Source organism: Neobacillus cucumis (assembly GCF_002860255.1).
In the GTDB taxonomy this organism is placed as follows: domain Bacteria; phylum Bacillota; class Bacilli; order Bacillales; family Cytobacillaceae; genus Neobacillus; species Neobacillus cucumis_A.
In genome coordinates, this window is sequence record NZ_PGVE01000029.1 from 40,875 (window position 1) to 62,913 (window position 22,039).

General features: G+C 40.4%; 17 protein-coding genes and 1 tRNA gene. All 18 read right to left on the reverse strand.

Annotation, left to right across the window (positions count from 1 at the left end):
- Nucleotides 1-29: 29 nt before the first annotated feature.
- Nucleotides 30-1,322 carry a histidinol dehydrogenase gene (hisD, locus tag CVD27_RS06680; RefSeq protein WP_101647116.1) on the reverse strand — a complete coding sequence of 431 codons (1,293 nt, stop codon included), beginning with the start codon at nucleotides 1,320-1,322 and terminating at the stop codon, nucleotides 30-32.
- A gap of 80 nt (nucleotides 1,323-1,402) precedes the next feature.
- Nucleotides 1,403-2,863: a CoA-acylating methylmalonate-semialdehyde dehydrogenase gene (locus CVD27_RS06685; protein ID WP_101647117.1), complete on the reverse strand. Its 1,461-nt coding sequence runs from the start codon at nucleotides 2,861-2,863 to the stop codon at nucleotides 1,403-1,405.
- 23 nt (nucleotides 2,864-2,886) lie between these two features.
- Complete coding sequence (locus tag CVD27_RS06690; protein ID WP_101647118.1) at nucleotides 2,887-4,086, reverse strand: iron-containing alcohol dehydrogenase; 1,200 nt, start codon at nucleotides 4,084-4,086, stop codon at nucleotides 2,887-2,889.
- 144 nt (nucleotides 4,087-4,230) lie between these two features.
- Nucleotides 4,231-6,051 (reverse strand): sigma-54-dependent Fis family transcriptional regulator, encoded by a 1,821-nt coding sequence (locus tag CVD27_RS06695; RefSeq protein ID WP_101647119.1) that lies wholly within the window; start codon nucleotides 6,049-6,051, stop codon nucleotides 4,231-4,233.
- 151 nt (nucleotides 6,052-6,202) lie between these two features.
- Nucleotides 6,203-7,501 carry a phosphopyruvate hydratase gene (eno, locus tag CVD27_RS06700; RefSeq protein ID WP_101647120.1) on the reverse strand — a complete coding sequence of 433 codons (1,299 nt, stop codon included), beginning with the start codon at nucleotides 7,499-7,501 and terminating at the stop codon, nucleotides 6,203-6,205.
- A 26-nt stretch (nucleotides 7,502-7,527) separates the two neighbouring features.
- Entirely contained in the window at nucleotides 7,528-9,063 is a 1,536-nt protein-coding gene (gene gpmI, locus CVD27_RS06705) for a 2,3-bisphosphoglycerate-independent phosphoglycerate mutase (RefSeq protein WP_101647121.1), read from the reverse strand.
- Nucleotides 9,056-9,817 carry a triose-phosphate isomerase gene (gene tpiA / locus CVD27_RS06710; protein ID WP_101647122.1) on the reverse strand — a complete coding sequence of 254 codons (762 nt, stop codon included), beginning with the start codon at nucleotides 9,815-9,817 and terminating at the stop codon, nucleotides 9,056-9,058. The genes gpmI and tpiA overlap by 8 nt, the downstream gene beginning before the upstream one ends.
- A gap of 142 nt (nucleotides 9,818-9,959) precedes the next feature.
- Entirely contained in the window at nucleotides 9,960-11,144 is a 1,185-nt protein-coding gene (locus CVD27_RS06715) for a phosphoglycerate kinase (protein WP_101647123.1), read from the reverse strand.
- A gap of 134 nt (nucleotides 11,145-11,278) precedes the next feature.
- On the reverse strand, nucleotides 11,279-12,286 hold the full coding sequence (gene gap / locus CVD27_RS06720) for a type I glyceraldehyde-3-phosphate dehydrogenase (RefSeq protein WP_101647124.1): 1,008 nt from the start codon (nucleotides 12,284-12,286) through the stop codon (nucleotides 11,279-11,281).
- Nucleotides 12,287-12,334: 48 nt separating this feature from the next.
- Nucleotides 12,335-13,357, reverse strand: a complete 1,023-nt coding sequence (locus tag CVD27_RS06725; RefSeq protein ID WP_101647125.1) for a sugar-binding transcriptional regulator — start codon at nucleotides 13,355-13,357, stop codon at nucleotides 12,335-12,337.
- Nucleotides 13,358-13,490: 133 nt separating this feature from the next.
- Complete coding sequence (locus CVD27_RS06730) at nucleotides 13,491-13,742, reverse strand: glutaredoxin family protein (protein WP_101647166.1); 252 nt, start codon at nucleotides 13,740-13,742, stop codon at nucleotides 13,491-13,493.
- A 14-nt stretch (nucleotides 13,743-13,756) separates the two neighbouring features.
- Entirely contained in the window at nucleotides 13,757-15,079 is a 1,323-nt protein-coding gene (gene rpoN, locus CVD27_RS06735) for an RNA polymerase factor sigma-54 (RefSeq protein WP_101647126.1), read from the reverse strand.
- 891 nt (nucleotides 15,080-15,970) lie between these two features.
- Entirely contained in the window at nucleotides 15,971-16,840 is an 870-nt protein-coding gene (locus tag CVD27_RS06740) for a transglutaminase family protein (RefSeq protein ID WP_101647127.1), read from the reverse strand.
- Complete coding sequence (locus CVD27_RS06745) at nucleotides 16,837-17,823, reverse strand: alpha-E domain-containing protein (protein ID WP_180960187.1); 987 nt, start codon at nucleotides 17,821-17,823, stop codon at nucleotides 16,837-16,839. The genes CVD27_RS06740 and CVD27_RS06745 overlap by 4 nt, the downstream gene beginning before the upstream one ends.
- A gap of 193 nt (nucleotides 17,824-18,016) precedes the next feature.
- Nucleotides 18,017-19,453 carry a circularly permuted type 2 ATP-grasp protein gene (locus CVD27_RS06750; RefSeq protein WP_101647129.1) on the reverse strand — a complete coding sequence of 479 codons (1,437 nt, stop codon included), beginning with the start codon at nucleotides 19,451-19,453 and terminating at the stop codon, nucleotides 18,017-18,019.
- Nucleotides 19,454-19,529: 76 nt separating this feature from the next.
- Nucleotides 19,530-19,838 carry a MerR family transcriptional regulator gene (locus tag CVD27_RS06755; protein ID WP_374703052.1) on the reverse strand — a complete coding sequence of 103 codons (309 nt, stop codon included), beginning with the start codon at nucleotides 19,836-19,838 and terminating at the stop codon, nucleotides 19,530-19,532.
- 529 nt (nucleotides 19,839-20,367) lie between these two features.
- Nucleotides 20,368-20,439: transfer RNA gene (locus tag CVD27_RS06760), tRNA-Arg, on the reverse strand.
- Between the two features lie 175 nt (nucleotides 20,440-20,614).
- Nucleotides 20,615-22,033, reverse strand: a complete 1,419-nt coding sequence (locus CVD27_RS06765; RefSeq protein WP_101647130.1) for an FMN-binding glutamate synthase family protein — start codon at nucleotides 22,031-22,033, stop codon at nucleotides 20,615-20,617.
- Nucleotides 22,034-22,039 lie beyond the last annotated feature (6 nt).

Sequence of the window (22,039 nt, forward strand, 5' to 3'; positions counted from 1 at the left end):
GCTGTCCGCTTATTAACGTCAAGTGCTGGTTAGTTATGAACTGTCTCTTTTTTATAACGGCGGACTCTTAGCAAGGCCTGTTCACGATGGCCGGCAAAGTTTTCTAAATGACAAAGACGTTCTGCATATTCCCCAATAAGCGCACTTGCTTCTGGCGTTTTCACCTCTTGGTATGTACAGGTTTTTAAGAATTTCCCTACCCATAAACCGCCAGTATATCGGGCAGCTCCCTTTGTTGGCAAGGTATGGTTAGTACCGATTACCTTATCTCCATAGGCGACATTTGTTTCAGGTCCTAAGAACAAAGCACCATAATTGGTCATATTTTCTAAAAAGTAGCGTGGATTTTCAGTCAGTACTTCTACGTGCTCATAGGCTAGCTTGTCAGCCTCAGCGACGGCTTCATCCAGGTTGTCAACGAGAATTATTTTGCCGTACTCCTGCCAAGCTGCTCTTGCTACTTCTGCCGTTTCAAGAGTTTGCAGCTGTCTCTCAATTTCTAAAATGGTTTCATTTGCAAGCTTTTCTGATGTAGTAATTAAGGCAGCAGGAGAAGTTGGCCCATGTTCCGCCTGCCCAAGAAGATCAGTCGCAACAATTTCCGCATCAGATGTTTCATCGGCAATCACTAATACTTCTGTTGGACCGGCAAGCAGGTCAATTCCCACACGGCCGAACAGCTGGCGTTTTGCTTCAGCCACAAAGGCATTTCCAGGGCCGACTAGCATATCAACCGGCGAAATGGATTCAGTTCCAATCGCCATAGCCGCCATCGCCTGTACACCGCCAAGTAAATAAATCTCATCTGCACCGGCAAGTGCCATGGCTGCAATGGTAGCAGCCGGTATTTCCCCATTAATCGGAGGAGTACAGGCAATTACCCGTTTCACTCCAGCTACTTTTGCGGTTAATACACTCATATGGGCCGAAGCAACCATTGGGTATCTCCCGCCAGGAATATAGCAGCCAACACTATTTACCGGGATATTCTTATGGCCTAAGACAACACCTGGAATGGTTTCTACCTCGATATCTTTTAAAGCCGATTTCTGCGCTTCCGCAAAGTTACGGATTTGAGCCTGAGCAAATTTAATATCTTCAATGGTTTCCTCAGGAACCCTTTTAATAATCTCTTCGACCTCTTCTTTTGAAAGCCTAAAGCTTTGCGGTGACCATTTGTCAAACTTAGCCGAGTAAGCTCGAACCGCAGAATCACCATTGGTTTCAATATCAACGAGAATGTTTTTAACTGTCTCTGTCACCTGTGCTGCTTGAACGGCCAGTTCTTCTTTGGTTTTACCAGTTTTCAAATATCTTGCCATGTTCGCTCTCCCCTTTGTTCATAAATAATGTCTGGCTGCCGGGGAAGAATCTGCCCCGGGCTTAATAAACTCTTATACTATTAATAACGAGCTGTCAGCATTTTTTTACGAGTATAGAATTCGACACCATCCCGGCCATTGGCATGCAAATCACCATAGAAGGATTTTTTATAACCGGAGAATGGGAAGAAAGCCATTGGTGCGGGAACTCCCATGTTTACCCCTAACATGCCAGCATCAATATCCTCGCGGAACTGTCTAACGGCTTTTGCACTGTCTGTAAACAGGCAGGCCCCGTTAGCAAATTCGGATTGATTCGTGAGTTCAATCGCTTCTGTTAAATTTTCGACGCGAACAATGGATAAAACAGGTGCAAAGATTTCATCCTGCCAAATCTTCATGTCTGTTGTGACCTTATCAAAAATAGTAGGTCCGACAAAATAGCCCTCGCCACTGGCTGCTGCATCCTTTCGTCCATCGCGAATGAGCAATGCCCCTTCGGTTTCACCAATTTCAATATATTTAACGGTTCTTTCCTTATGTGAATCTCGAATCACTGGTCCTAAGAAAACCCCTTCTTCAAGGCCATTTCCAATTTTCATTTCCTCTGCTTCTTTAACAAGCCGGGCCACTAATTCATCAGCAATATCTCCGACGGCAACCACCACGGCACATGCCATGCAGCGTTCACCTGCAGACCCAAAGGCAGCACCCATAATGTTTGTGACAGCAATATCAAGATCAGCATCCGGAAGAACGATTGAATGATTTTTTGCTCCGGCTAGTGCCTGAACACGCTTACCGTTTGCCGCTGCTGTTTTATAAACGTATTCAGCTACCGGCTGAGAGCCAACGAAAGAGACAGCCTTAATATCTTGGTTCTCTAAAATTCCATTAACTACGTCATGTGCACCATGAACAATATTTAACACACCGTCAGGCAGACCAGCTTCCTTGAACAATTCTGCTAAACGGTTTGCTAAGATAGGTGTCCGTTCAGATGGTTTTAAGATAAAGGTATTTCCACAGGCAATCGCCAGCGGGAACATCCAACAAGGGACCATCATTGGAAAATTAAATGGGGTAATACCGCCAACAACCCCGATTGGGTAACGGTACATCCCTGATTCTATTCCGGTAGCGATATCAGGCAGTTGATTCCCCATCATTAAAGTTGGGGCACCGGCAGCAAATTCAACACATTCAATTCCCCGCTGTACCTCACCATAGGCCTCAGCAAAGCTTTTGCCATTCTCAACTGTAATAAGCCGGGCAAGTTCATCCCAGTGCTCAACCAGCAGCTGTTGGTAACGAAATAGAATTCGGGCCCGTTTTGGAACAGCGGTATTTTTCCAAGACCGGTAGGCTTCTTTGGCAACGGCAGCTGCCCTATCCAGGTCTTCACGGCTGCTAATCGGTACATACGCTAATAGTTCACCCGTAGCCGGATTTGGAACCGCCTCCATTTTTTCTGATGAGGAAGCAACCCATTCCCCGCCAATAAAGTTTTTCAGGATTTTCGTTTCGGTTAATACAGACATGTTCCTATCCCCTCTCTTATCTATTAATGGATAACCTTTTCAAGTACAGTAAAGTCATAGTCAAAGCAAATATGATAAAGTTCAATGATCTCTTCATGACTCGGGACACGCGGATTATTCCCCGGACTTCCGCTTGCCAATGCATCTGTTGCCATCTTGGCCACAACTTCATTGAATTTTTCCTGGTTTAATCCGTAATCTTTCATATTTGGTATGTTTAAATCACAGCAAAGCTTTTTCACTTCATTCACGGTAACGTCTGCCAGTTCCTCAGGCGATAATCCAATTAAATCTGGACGTAATAACCTGCCGATCACTGCTAACCGTTCGACAGCGCTTTCTTTCGTGTACTCCAACACAGCTGGCAGGAGCATGGCATTCGATATTCCATGCGGTACATGAAATAATGCTCCGATCGGCCGGGACATTCCGTGCACAAGGGTAACCGATGCATTCGTAAAAGCAAGTCCTGCCTGCATGGAGGCTAAAGCCATTTTTTCCCTCGCCTCTTGATCTTCACCATTTTGGTAGGCGGTTCGAAGATTGTTAACGATTAACTCAATCGCTGATAAGGCGAGTTGATCGGTCATTGGCTGAGCGACCCTAGAAATATAGGCTTCCATCGCATGACATAAGGCATCAACACCTGTTGCAGCGGTAACATGCTGCGGTGAGGAGTAAGTCAAGACTGGATCGACAATCGCGACCGCCGGAATGAAGGCCGGATCTTTAATCATCATTTTTATGTCATCTTTTGTATTCGTAATAACCGTTACACTGGTGACTTCTGACCCCGTCCCAGCAGTCGTTGGTATGGCAATTAGCGGAATAGGTTTACAAGCGAGCGGTTTTCTCCCGCCCATATAATCACCAATATAACCGCCGTTTGTTGCTAGTACAGCGACAGCCTTAGCTGCATCGATACAGCTGCCTCCTCCAATTGTGACAATTAACTCACATTGATTCTCATGGAAAGCTGCTAAAGCTTCCGACACATGCAGGTCTGTTGGTTCTGAATTTACTTCCAAATAGGAAACGGTTGTCAAACCGGCATCTTCAAGATAATACCGGCATTTTTCCACATTGCCGATTTGATTCATAATTTTATCGCTGATAATCAACGCTTTTTTTCCAAAATGAGATGCTTGTTCTCCCAGCTTTGTTAGCGATTCATTACCATAAAAAATAGCTTGAGGCATTCGAAATTCTGAAAACCCTTTCATTTATATTCCCTCCTTTGTTTACACATAGATAAATATGCAAGAAGCGTGCCAAACTAAAAAAGGTGAATATAACTAAAATTCAGATATCTAACTGTCCGTTTTTCCATACACATGTGTCCGAAATATGTCGGTCAATACATACACTTATGGACGAATATCATATTTCTTTATTTTTTCATATAATGTCGAGCGTTGAATGCCCAACTTTCTCGCTGCAGCAGCTTTATTGCCTTTTGTTTCAAGGAGAGCTTGAATAATGATCTCTTTTTCCCTTACCCAAACGGAATCCTTAATATCTGTTAAAAGTCCTTTCTCCTTAATAGGATCTGGGGATGATACTATACCTGCTAAACGGCTGGTCCTAATCTTTGGTGGTAACTCCAGTTCTGATATAATGACCGTTTCTGATAAACTGACCAGCATTTCAACGGTATTGACAAGCTCCCTTACATTCCCCGGCCAAGGATAGTGTACCAATGCAGCCATGGCCTCCCTTGAGAATGTCTTCTGTTCAAAGCCGAACCGATCAGAAAACTGATGGAGATACTGATTTAACAACTCCGGAATATCTTCTTGCCGTTCCCTTAAGGGAGGAATTTCAAGACGGATGATGTTTAATCGATAGTACAGATCCTCTCGGAATTTACCCTCAGCCACCATTTCCTCCAAATGTTGATTGGTCGCAGCGACAATTCTAACATCAATTTTGTGTTTGGCAATCCCGCCGACACGTTCTACCTCTCGTTCCTGGAGAACACGAAGGATTTTACTCTGCATAAATAAAGGCATATCCCCAATCTCATCAAGGAAGATTGTCCCTTTATGAGCGAGTTCAAACTTACCGGGTTTCCCTCCTTTTTTCGCACCGGTAAAGGCCCCTTCCTCATAGCCAAATAATTCTGCCTCAAGTAAATGCTCCGGAATAGCAGCACAATTGACACTGATAAATGGACCTTCTGCATAGGGACTTAATTCGTGAATAGCGGTAGCAAACATTTCCTTCCCTGTCCCGCTTTCTCCGGTAATTAGGACGGTTGAGGGAGTTCTGGCCACCTTACGGGCTATTCGTTTGACGGCTTGAATTTGTGAACTTTGACCAATAATTTGGTCAAAGCTATCCATTTCTTTATATAGGATGTTCGATAATTCGGCATTCTCCGAAACTTGACGGGATAATTCCTGCATCCTTCCAAGGATATCGTAAAGTTCTGTCACCCCATGAAAAATAATCATTCCAATCGCCCCAACCACTTTCCTTTCTCTCCAAATAGGGATACGGTGTACAACCATATCCTGCCCTTGAATGCGTTGGATGTAGCCTTTTTCAGCCACACCCGTTTGGATCACAACGTGCAGCCGGGTATTTTCAATAATTTGGGTTACATGCTGCCCAAGCACCTCTTCACGTTTTTTTCCAATAAAACGGCTATAGGCATGATTAAATTCACTTATATAGCCATTTGCATCGATTACAACAATTCCTTCATAAGCACTTTCCAATATGGTACTTAAGGTTTCAGCGATATGTAGTGTTTGTTGAAGCTGACCGATATGTTTGGCATAAGAATGCAGGATATCGGTCCGTGTTAGTACGCCGACAAGACGGCCGTTCACATCCACAACAGGGAGTCGTCCTACCGGCAGCTCATAGGCTTTTGTTATCGTTTCGTTTTGTTCAATGGTCACTACTGATTTCGTCATTACATTGGAAATCGGACTATCAGGTGAAAGCCCTTCCAAAAAACAAGACATCAATCTTGTTCTGGTAATTAAACCTACTACTCTATTGAGTTCATTCACAACCGGCAAACCGTCTATTCGGTAAGTCTGAAGAATGGTGACCGCCTCTCTTAATGTCTGGTTTGGCAGGACCGTATACGGATTGGTGGTCATCCATTTCCAGACAGGGTCAGTACTATTTAGATTTTGGATCTGTTTATCATCTTTTCTGTAATTGACGATCATCTGTAAACCTCCCCCAAAATGTAACAACCTACTACAAGTGTACACTATTTTTTCGAATAGTTGTCAAATTTCTGACACAATGTCCAGAGAAGTAGACAAAAAAAACCCCCGGGATTCGTGGATATCACCCACTTCCCGGAGGTTTAAAAAATTATTTCTTTAAGTTATAGAAAGATTTAAGACCATTGTATTGAGCAGTTTCAGCCAATTGATCTTCGATGCGAAGTAATTGGTTGTATTTTGCTACACGGTCAGTACGTGATGGCGCACCAGTCTTGATTTGACCAGCATTTGTAGCAACCGCGATATCAGCGATTGTGCTGTCTTCTGTTTCACCAGAACGGTGAGAGATAACAGCGGTGTAGCCTGCGCGTTTAGCCATTTCGATCGCATCAAAAGTTTCTGTAAGAGTACCGATTTGGTTAACTTTGATTAGGATTGAGTTGCCGATTGATTTTTCAATACCCTCAGCAAGCTTCTTAGTGTTAGTTACAAATAAGTCGTCACCAACTAATTGAACTTTTTTGCCAAGACGCTCAGTTAAAAGCTTGTGGCCTTCCCAGTCGTTTTCATCTAAACCGTCTTCGATAGAGATGATTGGGTATTTAGAAGAAAGCTCTTCATACCAGTCAACCATTTCTGCAGATGTTTTAACAACACCTTCACCAGCAAGATGGTATTTACCGTCTTCTTTGTTGTAGAACTCAGAAGATGCAGCGTCCATAGCTAGGAATACTTCTTCACCAGGCTTGTAGCCAGCTTTTTCGATAGCTTCTACGATGGTTTGAAGTGCTTCTTCGTTTGATCCTAAGTTTGGAGCAAATCCGCCTTCGTCACCAACAGCAGTGTTTAGGCCTTTGCCTTTTAATACAGAACGTAATGTATGGAAGATTTCTGCGCCCATGCGAAGTGCTTCTTTGAAGTTAGGAGCACCAACTGGCATGATCATGAATTCTTGAATATCCACGTTGTTATCAGCGTGCTCTCCGCCGTTAACGATGTTCATCATTGGAACAGGAAGCTGCTTCGCGTTGACACCGCCAAGGTATTGGTATAAAGGTACACCTAGGTAGTCAGCAGCAGCACGAGCTACAGCAAGAGATACACCAAGGATTGCGTTAGCACCTAATTTACCTTTGTTTTCAGTTCCGTCTAATTCGATCAAAGCGCGGTCAACAGCCACTTGATCAAGAACGCTTAATTCTTCTTGAACTAAGTGTGGAGCAATGATTGTGTTAACATTCTCAACAGCTTTAAGAACACCTTTACCAAGGTAACGTTCTTTGTCGCCATCACGAAGTTCAACTGCTTCGTATTCACCAGTTGAAGCTCCACTTGGAACTAAAGCACGGCCAAATGCACCAGAATCAGTAGTTACTTCTACTTCGATTGTAGGGTTACCGCGGGAATCTAATACTTCACGAGCGTATACATCTAAAATATATGGCATGTAATTTCTCTCCTTAAATAATGTAATTATTTTTTGATTAATGATGTTCCAGTCATTTCAGTTGGTTTATCCACATTTAATAAATCTAACATAGTTGGTGCTAAATCGCCAAGAATTCCGCCTTCACGAAGTTCAACACCCTGCTTTGTTACAATCACAGGTACCGGGTTAGTTGTGTGGGCTGTCATTGGCTCGCCTTCTAGTGTTACCACTTCGTCGGCATTCCCATGGTCAGCTGTAATAATTGCTGTTCCGCCTTTTTCAAGGATTAAATCAACAATTTTACCTAAACATTCATCAACCGTTTCAATCGCTTTAACAGTAGGTTCGAGCATTCCTGAGTGTCCAACCATATCTGGGTTCGCAAAGTTTAACAGGATGGCATCAAACTTATCATTTTGGATTTCATTGAGTAATGCATCGGTTACTTCATACGCACTCATTTCCGGTTTAAGGTCATAAGTTGCAACCTTTGGAGAATTGATTAAGATCCGTTCTTCCCCAGGGAATTTTTCCTCCCGGCCGCCGCTCATAAAGAAGGTAACATGCGGATACTTTTCCGTTTCGGCAATTCGAAGCTGTTTTAAATTATTTTGTGAAAGGACTTCACCTAAAGTGTTATCCAAGTTAGATGGCTTGAATGCCACATAACCATCAACTGATTCACTGAAGTGTGTTAAGCAAACAAAGAATAAATCTTTTGGATGCTTTGGTCCGCGGTCAAAAGCACGGAAATCTTCATTTGTGAATGTGTTAGAGATCTGGATGGCACGGTCAGGACGGAAGTTATAGAAAATAACGGCATCATTGTCTTGAATCGTAGCCACAGGCTGTCCATCTTCTTTTGTGATGACGGATGGAATGACGAACTCATCAAAAATTCCGTGTTCGTAAGAATCCTTCACAACGTCTAATGGATTAGTGTAGGCAGGACCTTCACCGTAAACCATCGAGCGGTATGATTTTTCCACACGCTCCCAGCGCTTGTCACGGTCCATGGAATAATAGCGTCCGGAAATCGTAGCGAATTCGCCAACGCCATACTCCTTCATTTTGTCCAATGTTTGCTGAATATATTTTTCAGCCGTTTTTGGACCAACGTCACGGCCATCTAAGAATGCATGTACATAAACCTTTTCCACGCCTTCTTCTTTAGCAAGCTTTAAAAGAGCAAACATATGATTGATGTGGCTGTGTACACCGCCATCTGATAGTAAACCAAATAAGTGAAGTGCAGTGCCATTCTTTTTCACATGTTCCATTGCGCCTGTAAAGGTTTCATTTTTTTCAAATTCCCCTTCACGAATAGCAATATTTACACGTGTTAAACTTTGGTACACAATTCGGCCGGCACCGATATTTAAGTGGCCAACCTCTGAGTTTCCCATTTGTCCTTCCGGAAGACCAACTGCCTCACCAGATGCTGTTAAATGGGAATGAGGGTAAGTGTCCCAAAAGCGGTCAAAGTTTGGCTTTTTCGCATGTGCAACCGCATTTCCTTTTGTTTCGCCTCTGCATCCAAAACCATCAAGGATGATCAGCGCAACTGGAGATTTACTCATACTGACCTGCCTCCAGTAGCTTTAAGAATGATTGTGCTTCAAGGCTTGCTCCACCTACTAATGCACCATCAATATCTGGCTGTGCCATGTATTCTTTAATGTTTTCAGGTTTTACACTTCCGCCGTACTGAATACGTACAGCATCAGCAACATCTTGAGAGAATTGCTCTGCAACCACTTGACGGATATGAGCACATACTTCATTAGCATCAGAAGATGTAGAAGATTTACCAGTGCCGATTGCCCAGATTGGCTCATAAGCAATAACGGATTGTTTTACTTGCTCATCGGTTAAACCAGCAAGTGCTTTGGCTACTTGGTCACCAACTAATTGGTTGGTTTCGCCATTTTCACGCTGTTCAAGCGTTTCACCGCAGCAGATGATAGGAGTTAAGTTATATTTAAATGCAGCAAGAGCTTTTTGGTTAACAGATTCATCTGTTTCATTAAACATTTCACGGCGTTCAGAGTGTCCGATAATGACATATTGAACATTAAGGTCAGCTAAAGCTTTTGGGCTAATCTCGCCAGTAAATGCTCCGCTTTCTTCAAAGTGCATATTTTGAGCACCAATTTTTACGTTCGTACCTTCTGTAACTTCCACTAGGCTTTGTAAAAATAGAGCCGGAGCACAAATAACAGATTCCATTGTGTCGGATGAAGGTACTTGCCCTTTTACTTCCTCTGCAAAACTCTTTGCCTCAGAAAGGGTTTTATTCATTTTCCAGTTTCCTGCAATGATCGGTTTACGCATGGTGGCACATCCTTTCCTATTGCCCATTGTTAATATCTATCTAAAAATCGTTAATATCGATCTCAATATTGTTAATATAAAGAAGAAATTTGTAAATATCTGCGTGATTTTTGTTAATAAAATGCAAATATTTGTTAAATTATTATTTATCGTTCAGCGCCACAACGCCAGGAAGTGCTTTACCTTCCATAAACTCAAGTGATGCTCCGCCGCCTGTAGAGATATGGCTCATTTTGTCTGCTAAATGGAACTTTTCAACTGCAGCTGCAGAGTCTCCGCCCCCGATTACTGAATATGTATCTTGTGATTCAGCTAGTGCTTCAGCAACCGCTTTTGTACCATTTGCAAAAGTATCAATTTCAAATACACCCATTGGTCCGTTCCAGATCACAAGCTTTGATTTTTGAATGACATCACGGTAGATTTCTCTTGTCTTAGGTCCGATATCAAGAGCTTCCCAATCAGCTGGAATTTCTTCGATTGAAACAGCTTTTGTATTGGCATCAGCAGAGAAATCATCAGCCACGATCACATCAACAGGCATGTAGAAATTAACACCTTTTTGTTTTGCCTTTTCGATGAAAGAATTCGCCAAGTCAAGTTTATCTGCTTCTAATAAAGATTTACCAACTTCATGGCCTTGAGCTTTAACAAATGTATAAGCTAAACCGCCGCCAATGATTAGGTTATCAACAAGCTCAAGAAGGTTCTCAATAACACCGATTTTATCCTTTACTTTCGCACCGCCGACAATCGCTGTAAAAGGACGCTCTGGATTGGAAAGTGCTTTGCCAAGAACATCAAGTTCTTTTTCCATCAAGAAACCAGCTACTGCAGGCAGATTATGAGCAATTCCTTCAGTAGAAGCATGTGCACGGTGAGCTGCACCAAATGCATCATTTACATATACATCTGCAAGTTCAGCAAAGTTTTTAGCCAATTCAGGGTCATTCTTTTCTTCACCAGGATAGAAACGTACATTTTCAAGAAGAAGAACATCGCCTTCATTCATCGTATCAATGATTGCTTTAACAGAATCTCCATATGCTTCGTCCGCTTTCTTTACTTCTTTGCCAAGAATCTCAGAAAGTCTTACACCTACAGGAGTAAGGCGCATTTCCTCTACTACTTGACCTTTTGGACGGCCGAAATGGCTGGCAAGGATCACTTTTGCCCCTTGTTCCATTAAGTATTGAATGGTTGGTACTGCTGCACGAATACGTGTTTCGTCTGTGATTTTGCCATCCTGCATTGGAACGTTAAAATCTACACGGCAAAATACGCGTTTGCCTTTTACATCGATATCCTTAAGTGTTTTCTTGTTCATGTGTAAAGGACCTCCATTTTTAGCGGTATAACAACCGCTCGAGTAATAGTGAAAGTTCATCAATCAAGTAAAAAAGGAGGGGGAATCTTCCCCGCTCCCCTTTGGAAAACATTAAATTATATTAATCTTAAGGATTAAAGTCCTTTGCTAGCAATGTAGTCAACAAGGTCTACAACACGGTTAGAGTAACCAACTTCGTTGTCATACCATGATAATACTTTAACCATGCTGCCTTCCATAACCATTGTAGAAAGAGCATCAATTGTAGAAGAAACAGTTGCACCATTATAGTCGCTAGATACTAATGGAAGTTCAGTGTATGCAAGGATACCTTTTAATTCGCCTTCAGCAGCTGCTTTTAATGCAGAGTTAACTTCTTCAACAGTAACATCTTTTTCTAATTCAGCAACAAGGTCAACTACAGATACGTTTGGAGTTGGAACACGCATTGCCATACCGTTTAATTTACCTTTTAATTCAGGTAATACAAGCGCAACAGCTTTAGCAGCACCAGTTGAAGTTGGGATCATGTTTTCAGCAGCTGCACGTGCACGACGGTAGTCCTTGTGTGGTAAGTCAAGGATTTGTTGGTCGTTAGTATAAGAGTGAACAGTTGTCATCATACCACGCTTGATGCCGAACTTGTCGTTTAATACTTTTGCAAATGGAGCTAAGCAGTTTGTTGTACATGATGCGTTAGATAATACATGGTGGTTATTTGGATCGTACTTGTCTTGGTTAACACCCATAACGATAGTGATATCTTCGTTATCTGCTGGAGCAGAGATGATTACTTTCTTAGCGCCTGCTTCAAGGTGTTTCGCAGCATCTTCACGCTTTGTGAAACGGCCAGTAGATTCAACAACAACATCTACACCAAGGTCGCCCCAGCCAAGTTGTGCAGGATCGCGCTCAGCGATAACCTTTACTTTGTGGCTGCCGATTACTAGGTATTCACCGTCAACTGTTACTTCTTCAGCAAGTGTTCCGTGAACAGTGTCATATTTTAAAAGGTGTGCAAGCATTTTTGCATCAGTTAAGTCGTTGATTGCAACAACTTCCACATTGCTATTGTTTAAAGCCGCACGGAATACGTTACGACCAATACGTCCAAATCCATTAATACCAACTTTTACTGTCATGATAAATTTCCTCCTTTGTGTAGGTGAAGATATATTTTTTAAAAGGAATTACCCTTTCAATAACGTTTTTGCTGCACCTTCATCTGTAATTAAAATCGTCGATTTCGGTGCTTGTTTTAAATAAGCTTTGATGGCTTTCGCTTTTGATTCTCCGCCTGCCACCGCAATGACATCCGGAATATGCGCAAGATCTTCTAGCTGTAGTCCAATGGTTAATACCTTATGGACAATTTGGCCTTCTTCGTTAAAATAATACCCAAATGCCTCGCCGACAGCCATCCCTTCTTCAAGCTTCTTCTTAATTTCAGGATTGGTTTTCCGCCGTTCAGCCATTGTAATAGCATCCCCAATTCCATGGAGAACCATGCTGGCAGATTGAATTAAAGTTAAAACCTCGTGAATATCAGGTTCTTTGATCAGTGACTCGTAAATTTTCGAACTGACCTGACCTGGTACATATAAAACGCGATGCTTGGAATCAGTGTTATGTGCCATATTTGAGCAAATGGTGTTTGCCTGATTATGTACATCTTCACCAACCCCTCCCCTTGCAGGAACAAATAGTAATTCCTTATGGGTTAAATCGGGTGTAAGTCTTTCCGCAACGGCAGCCATTGTTGAACCGCCAGTCACAGCGATGATATTTTTCCCGCCTAGAAGCTTTTTCATGCAAATTGCAGTCGCCTTGCCGAGTTCACCTTTGACCATCGGCGATTCGTCACTGTTTCCAGGGACGATGATCACCTTTTTAATGCCGAGCCGGTGCTTTAATTCTAGTTCCATGACGTCTATACCCTTTAGCTCACGCATTAAACCTTCTAAATCTTCAAGTAAATTTTTCCCTTCTGAGGTTAAACTCATTCCTACATTATTTGTAGTAATAAGATTTTGTTCTTTGAGGAATTCTACTTCACTGCGAAGTATTCTTTCGGTAAGCCCAAGGCTGACAGCTAAGCTCCTTCTTCCTACTGGCTGCATGTATCCTATGTAACGTAAAATGGTGTGTCGTTTCTGCAGGACTTGAAGGAGATCGGGTAATAATCTTTTTTGAATATCAATAAATGACTGCATGAACTGCATGCTCCTTTATTATATGTAGTTGGTCTTAAAATGTCCACCCTAGACATATTATGTCCCGCCTACACTAAAAAAAATCACCCCTATTACGAAATTCATTGTAACAGGAGTGAAAACCGATTTCAACTCATTTGATTCGGTTTTTTTCTTGCAAACGGTTACTTATGTCAAATTTGTCAACAAATCCATAACCTACTTCTTCATCGTTCAAATAAACCACAGGGATCATCAAACCATATTGTTCTGTTAACTCATCACTTGTTTCAATATCAATTTCCTCTAGCTTAAACTCCCACTCTTCCTGCAATTCTAGAATCGCAGCTTTGGCTTTGTCGCAAAGCGGACAGCGATTCCTTGTATATAACGTAATTTTATGCATTTCCTCTAATCCTTTCAATTGAACCGTTTCCTTTTAGATGATGAGGGAATACCGAGCTGTTCTCTGTACTTGGCTACTGTTCTCCGTGAGACAAGGATGCCCTTTTGTTGTTTTAATTGCTCTGCCATATCTTGGTCTGACAGCGGCTTCTCCTTATTTTCTCCAGCAACTAACGCACTGATTTCATTTTTAACCTGCGCAGAGGATGTACTCTCCTCGTCTGAGATGGTTTGAATCGTACTTGTGAAAAATGTTTTTAGAGGAAAGGTCCCAATTGGTGTCTGCACATACTTTTCTCTAACCGCCCGACTAACGGTTGATTCATGAATATCAAGTTCGTTAGCTATTTCCTTCATCGTCATGGGTACTAAATATTGGCTTCCCTTTTGAAAAAAGGCCGGTTGTTTTTCAACAATCTTCATCACTACTTTTATAAGAGTCTCTTTTCGCTGTTCAATACTTCTTAAAATCCATTGGTAATCCTGAACCTTATCCTGTAAAAAACGGCTGACCTGCTTATTTTGATTATGAAATTTTTGATAGTATGACTCATTAAAACGAATCCGCGGCAAAAAATCATCATACATACGAACAGTTAATCTCTCATTAGTTTGTTCAATAATGGCATCAGGAATAATATAAGTGGTCGGCTCCTTTTGCAGCATGGCAGCTGGTTTGGGATTTAACTTCTGAATTTCATCAAACACATCCTGCAAATCCTTCAAGCTTACACTTAATTCTTTGGCAATAGGCTTCCACTTTTTTTCTGCAAACGGAACAAAATAGTTGGTTAGAATAGTTTGGGCCAGTTCATTATTAGGATTATTATAATAACATTGCATAAGCAGACATTCTTGTAAATCTCTTGCTCCAATACCAGAAGGCTCAAGTGTTTGAATAATCGCTAGACAGTCTTCCACTATTTCATGATCGACACGTAATTTCCGGGCAATTTCCACAAGGTCTTCCGTAAAGTAACCGTTTTCATCTAAGTTTTTAATTAAGTGCCGAATGACTTTCAATTGTACGGCTGTTAAGTTAGTAATCTTAAGTTGAGAGATTAAGTGTTCCTCAAGTGAAAACGGTTTGTCAGCAATCTGTTCAATCCAATCTTTTTCCGTTTTCTGGTGTTTCCCGCGGTTACGATCAATCAAGGGATTCATTGGTTTGACGTTAACATTTTCAATTTTAAGCAGAGGATTTTCCAATGCCTTATCTTCTAAAAATGCAGCAAGCTCTTGCGTAGAATACTGTAATAAGGCGATTGCCTGTGATAGTTCCTGCGTCATTGCTAACTTTAATGTTTGCTGCTGCCATAAACCCGCTTTTAAATCCATCAGGCTCACCCCTCCTTTACCTATTTTACACGATGAATAGTTATTCGTGTGAAAATAATTTAGTTTGCTTACAGAGGGAAGTTTTTACCAAAACAAAATAAATTCCACACATAAAGACTTGTATGAATTGGTATAGAGTAACAGGTTCCGTTTCCTATCTCAAACATTAAACATGTAGGTTTAAATGAGTGCCTATTTGCATATGAAATTGACACTCACTTTTTATTGGGGTAAAACCATTTGTGCTGAAATTTCATATAAATTTGTATAGGGAAATGCACCCCAAAATGTGGGGGTACAATGGCTGTTGTACCCCTACAGTTTCACCCCAATTTGGTATACAATTTGTCTCACAAAAAATGCTACACAACACATTATAATTGATATATATATATATGTTATAATGAAGTCTTATCCTTAATTGAGTAACCAATGATATTTAAAATAAGCGGAGATTTTTCGGTTAGTTTGCACAATAGAGCTCGGTTCGGGGTATATAAACGGAGGTTTTCCGGTTAAGCAAAGCAAAATTACCTATTTTCACGCTTTTCGAGTCAATAGACGGAATCTTTCCGTTTATTTAAGCTGTTTTCAGTGATATTTCCTAATTAAGAGAAATTTCTCCGCTTATTTATCAAACTTCCACTAACGAGTAGGGATTCTTGAAGAATTAGGGAATTACTTATTGAAGTAACAGAGGCGTTATTTTTAACTGGTAAAAAGCGGTTATTAAAATAGCTCAGTACAGTGAACTGAGCCATTTTATTTTTAATTGTAAAAACAGATACAAAAGACAGTACCAAATTGGGGTACATTTTCGATTTCATTTTTGGGTTTTGCGACAGGAAACGGAACCCTTTAGGTATAGAGTCACTGTTTTTTCGTTAGAAATTAATCTTCCAGAACTTTCACATCTACATCAACCGTTAATGTTTGCGCTGCAGTTCCTGTATAAACTCCCTTTACAGGTACAATATCCCGGTAATCACGTCCATGACCTATTTTTACATAACGCCAGTTGACCATTTCATTATTCGTAGGATCAAATCCAACCCAGCCCATATCCGGTATGTATGCTTCTACCCATGCGTGGGAAGCTTGTTCATAATCCGCATTCCCACCCTGTAAATCACCTATAAAGTGATACCCGCTTACATATCTGGCTGGAATACCTCGGGAACGGCAAACAGCTATCATCAAATGCGCAAAATCCTGGCACACTCCCCGTTTCAACATCAATGTCTCTTCTACCGTTGTATGCACGTCTGTTGCTTGTGGATCATAGATAAAGTTAACATATATACTTTCTGTGATATCTTTCAAAAGGAGATAGATTCCTCCAGACGAATCCAGATCCGCCATGCTATCAGCATAAGCACTTAGATCCGGCGATAATTTTGTATAGGCAGTTCCGTTCAAGTATTCCGTAAAATGGTTTTGAAAGGTAATACTTCGAATGATTTTTTTTTCAGTAAAAAGAGGCAATGGCCTTCTATGATAAAGTTCCTTTTCATCTGTAAACACAATAGAATGCGCTTTGATTAAAAGCTCCTGATGAGGTTGGGTAACCGAAAATGCATGTACTTTATTTACAAAAAAATCCTCGTATGAAAAAAGTTCTACATTGGGTTGTACACTAATAGAATGCTCATAACAGAATTGCCTTGAATCCGTCTGAGGGGTCAGCCGAATTTCATTGACACTGTAGTCTATCGCTTCTTGATATGTATAAAGAGTGTAATGAGAAATCTTCAGTTTCATACCGCCGCAACCTTCTTTTGGGGTGAGCTTTCCGAAAATTCAGCTCCCTCTTCATAAAAAAAGCAATTTTCAATTTCCATCCCGATCTGATTCACCATGCCATGGATTTCATTTAACCAGGTTTGAAGGTCTCGGTTAGTTTGTTCTTTTAAATCAAAACCAGCTGACAACTCCGCTTTTATTCCAGTCAAAAGGCGATTTAACTTCGTGTACCTAACTATGTAAATATCATTTTCTACGATCTTCAAATACATTTCTAAATTGGTTAAGGAAAAGAAAACTGACTTAGGGAAAGCTTTGTTATGTACAAGAAACTCAAAAATTTCTTCTTGCTTTATTTGATTAGAATAATGTTTTCGGAAAGCCTCTAGACCATCTGCACTCTCTATAATAGAAATGAATGGATGATAAGATTCTCTCTCCTCTTTTAATAAATCACAAAATAGCTGAAGAATACGAAGACTATTTGCTGCTCTTTCAATAAATTTACCAGCCTGAATAAAATTCCACTCGTTTTCGCGAAGCATGGTTGAATCAGTAATCCCATTGAAAAGAGATACTTTTTGATGAATTTTTTCAAAAAAACGATAAGGCAATTGATTGTTACCTTCTTGACCACCCTGGGCCTTTAGCCAATGGTAAAAAGAATTAATGGAATCCCATATCTTTTCTGGAAGCTGCCCTCTCACTATTCGGACATTTTGTCTTGCTTTTCCCAAACAAGAGAGAATGGAATTGTCATATGTATGTTCAAAAGATAGAAAATCAAGTAACTCATGATTATGAATTTCTATTAACTGATTGGCAAAACGATGATCACTGAAAGCAGCTAGAAGTCTTTTCTTTAGGTATTCCTGGTTATTCTCTTTGTCAAGAAGCACATGATGCGAATGGTAGTTTACATCGATCAATCGAGTAGTAAAGTCCACCCTTTCCATATAACGTCCAATCCAATAAAAAGATTCAGCCATTCTATTTAACATGTTCTTTCCTTCTTTCTGATAGATTAATATAGGCTCTTTTCGTAAACTTTGTAGCTTCGGGACATTAATTAGGGCCATTTACTATGTTTCTTGGCAATTTCCGCAAATTCCCTTACGAAAAGATGCCACGAATCATATAGTTATACGGGTTGATAGCCCTATACGAAAAACAACAATCTTTGCGAAAATAGCCCTAATATAAGACCCACGTATCTTTACTTCCGCCGCCTTGAGAAGAATTCACTACTAGAGATCCTTCTTTAAGAGCTACCCTCGTTAATCCCCCCGGCGTAACATCCAATCCTTCCCGTCCCATGAAAGTGAATGGACGGAGATCGACGTGCCTCCCAACCATTTGACCGTCCACTAAAGACGGAGTACGAGAAAGTTGAATGGTCGGCTGTGCGATATATTTTTCAGGAGAGTTTATAATCTTCTCTTTGAATTGCTGAATCTCTTCCATGGAAGCATGAGGACCAATCAACATGCCGTAACCGCCTGAAAGAGAGGTTTCTTTCACCACCATCTCTGATAGATGCGATAATACATACTCTCTATCTTCACCGCGAGAAAGAATATAGGTCGGTACGTTTTTTAAAATTGGTTCTTCATTTAAGTAAAATCTAATCATTTCTGGAACATACGAATAGATAGCTTTATCATCGGCCACTCCAGTCCCAGGAGCATTCGCAATGGCGACATTCCCTGCACGGTAAGCATTCATGATACCAGGGACTCCAATTAAAGAATCCGGTCGAAAAGCGAGAGGATCCAGGAAATCATCATCTATACGCCTATAGACCACATCCACTTGTCTAAGCCCCTTCATCGTTTTCATATAGACTTTGTTATCCATTACAATCAGGTCTTTACCTTCGACTAGGTGAATCCCCATTTGTTGCGCTAAGAAAGTATGTTCGAAATAAGCAGAGTTATAACAACCAGGAGTTAGCAACACAACAACAGGATCTTTTTTATTATGCAGTGCCAGGCTCCGCAAATTAGATAGAAACAAATTGATACTCTCATCAATTGGGCGAATCTTATGTTGAAAAAACAAATCTGGAAACAAACGAATCATCCAAGATCGATTTTTAAGAATATAGGATAAACCAGAAGGTGTCCTTAAGTTATCTTCTAACACGTAATACTGACCAGAATCATCCCGAATTAAATCGACACCTGAAAGTGATATATATACATCGCCTGGAACGTTCACTCCCATCATCTCAGGTAAAAAATAGGGATTGGAAATAACAATTTTCCGCGGAATGATCGCTTCACGAAGGATCGCTTGTTCATGGTAGACATCCCGAATAAACTGATTTAGTGCTGTAATCCGTTGTTTAATCCCTTTCTCGATCAGTTCCCATTCATCTGCCGGGATAATTCTTGGAATAACATCTACTGGAATGGTTCGCTCCAGGGGATCTCTTTGTGTTTCGTTGTACAAGGTAAACGTAACTCCTTGCTTCATCATCTGAAATTGCATGGATTCCTGCAGGTTGTTCAAATCAACGCTGCTCATGTTAGAGAATTGTTGATACACTTGTTCATAATGATCCCTTACTCCCCCTTTTTCGTTGAACATTTCATCAAAATAGGATTGGTGTTTATATTCCGAAAACATTTGAATCCTCCTTAATTAAATATGAATATGGACGCTGCTATTTTTGTTTCTAGCTTCTTTGATGACTTCAACCTGGTTATTTATATCTGTCTTTATGAAAATGCGAGTTGATTTGACCAATAATCATCTTGTGTTTTTCCTTTTGGACTAACTCTTTGCGAATTTCATGTGTCTGGACACCGTCTTCAATTTTTTCGGCTATCTCCATGAGTCTTTCAATATCTGAAAAAGAATACTTCCGAGTCCCCGAAGGCGTTCGTTCCGGAAAAATCAGTTTACGAATTTCATAGTAGCGGATCTTCCGATTAGATAACCCCGTTATTTCCGTAACAATCCCTATCCCCATTACCTTTTTATCTCGATATGATTGACTATTGCTCAACAATGTCCCCTCCTATCAGATTTATATAAATAGTTCAACACATCACAAATGTTAAAATTCCTAACATAATTAATTATATGCCCTGTATATCAGACATCCATTATCTAAAAAATAAGCGAAAATATTCAGAATCTTTATTCATGTTAACTATTCTAACATGTATTGTAAGGAAATCAACACTAAAAATGTATGTTAATTTCCAAGTTTATACTTTTAAAAATTTTTAATAACAAATTACTATTTCTGAAAATAACTTTCATGATGGGATCAAATGGGAAAGTGGTTTTCAAAGGCTGTAAGCGGAATAATTACTAGTACCATTGGACTTTTGGCATTCAAGTGGAAATTATGGGGAGAATAGGCAATCGCTTACAAATTGCTCATTGGTTCGTGCAAACACATGTGTATTTCTATTTTACTATTTTAATGCAGCTTCACTTTTACTTTCTTACAATAATCATTTTTTTATATTTACTAAAAATGAACATAAAAAAATATCACTGCGTCCTAAGGACGTAGTGATATTTTAAGACGCGCTCGGAGGGAATCGAACCCCCATTTTAAGAACCGGAATCTTACGTGCTATCCGTTGCACCACGAGCGCATGATTATTATAAACGTTGATATATCAAGATCCAGTTCATTTTTGCTTATTACCACTTCTCTATACTGCTACAAAGACGAACCGTCAACGTTATTAATAGTACATGATGCAGCTCCTTTTGTCAACGAATTTTAAGCCTTTCTTAGGTAAATGGAAGATAATGACTTTTGCCTTTTTATATATCGTCTTTTAGTTTGTCTTCCCATGGTTCAAAGGAAAATGGAATGCCAATCATTTTAGCGGTCAATTCATCATAAGACACTAAATCCTTTTTTGATAACTCTTTTAAAGAGTGTTTTCCCATTGCTCTTAAAGCCATTTTCATTTCTTCTATACTAGATGTTAAGAATTTTTCCGCTGTTTTTACCCCATCTTCGATCTTAAATTGATCCTTGAACTTCCCATCATACCAAATTGCTTGAGTAGGCGGTTCAAATGGAAGAGCATTCAATACTTGATCATGTGCGAGCGCAAACAACATGGCAGAGCCTAAATAGACAGCATCGGCCCCGAGTGCAAGCACTTTTAAAAAATGTCCGGGGACTAAAAGCCCTCCTGAAACGATTAAACTAATCTTTCCCTTCATCTTTCTTTTTTCTAAATGATTAGCAGCTCTAACTACCGCATGCAATGTCGGGATTCCAAAGTCATCAAATAAAATAGGCGGTGCACCGTGCATGGATGCTTGGCCTCCGTCAATAACAATAAAATCAACACCCATAAATATTAGATGATCAATGTCTTCTTCAATTTTCCCTCCTGCTCCAATTTTCACTCCAATTGGAACGCCTCCTGATAATACCCTAAGTTCCTCTACCATTATTTTTAAATCTACTAATGTTTGATTTTCACAAAAGTTGTCATAAATGACCGCTTCCTCATTTTCCTTAAGTCCCATGACATCACGAGCCCGGCCTTTTAAACTTTGTGGTTGGATTTTTCTTCCCATTCCTCCCAAAGCACCTTGTCCTAATTTAATCTCAATCATGTCAGCCCGATTATACAAGTGTTCTTCCTTTGCCCATTCTGTTTTAGAAAATTGTAAAATATACTTTCCTGCGGCGTTTAATTCATCTGGTAAAATTCCACCTTGACCTGAATTAATCGCAGTTCCTGTCTTTTTAGCAGCTTTCGCCAAAGAAAGCCTAGCTTGCTCACTAAGCGAAACCCCATAGCCCATTCCACTGATCATTAGTGGAATTTTTATTTCCATTGGTTTTTTTGCCTTTGGCCCAATGGTAACAGTAACATCTACATCTTCTTCACCATCAATTGGAAATGGTGACGTTTGGGCAGGAATAAAGGTAATGGGATCCAAATTCGGCCATTTCTTTGCAGAGCCTCCTAGGGGGCGCAAAAGGACAGCTCCTGCTTCTGCACGCAAGCTATTTTCTAGCATATTTTGAATGCCCATATGCCGAAGGCCTGGTATTAGTTCCATAATATTTTCTTGATAACTGTCAGATAAAAGAATTTTTCCGGCCTTTTTCACTATTAGTTTCATAATCCAGCGCCAACCAACGAGCATGAATAGAGTCACGACAAATAATAGGGACATCATTGCAAAAGTTAAATATAATAATATGTTCGCCATTGTCAC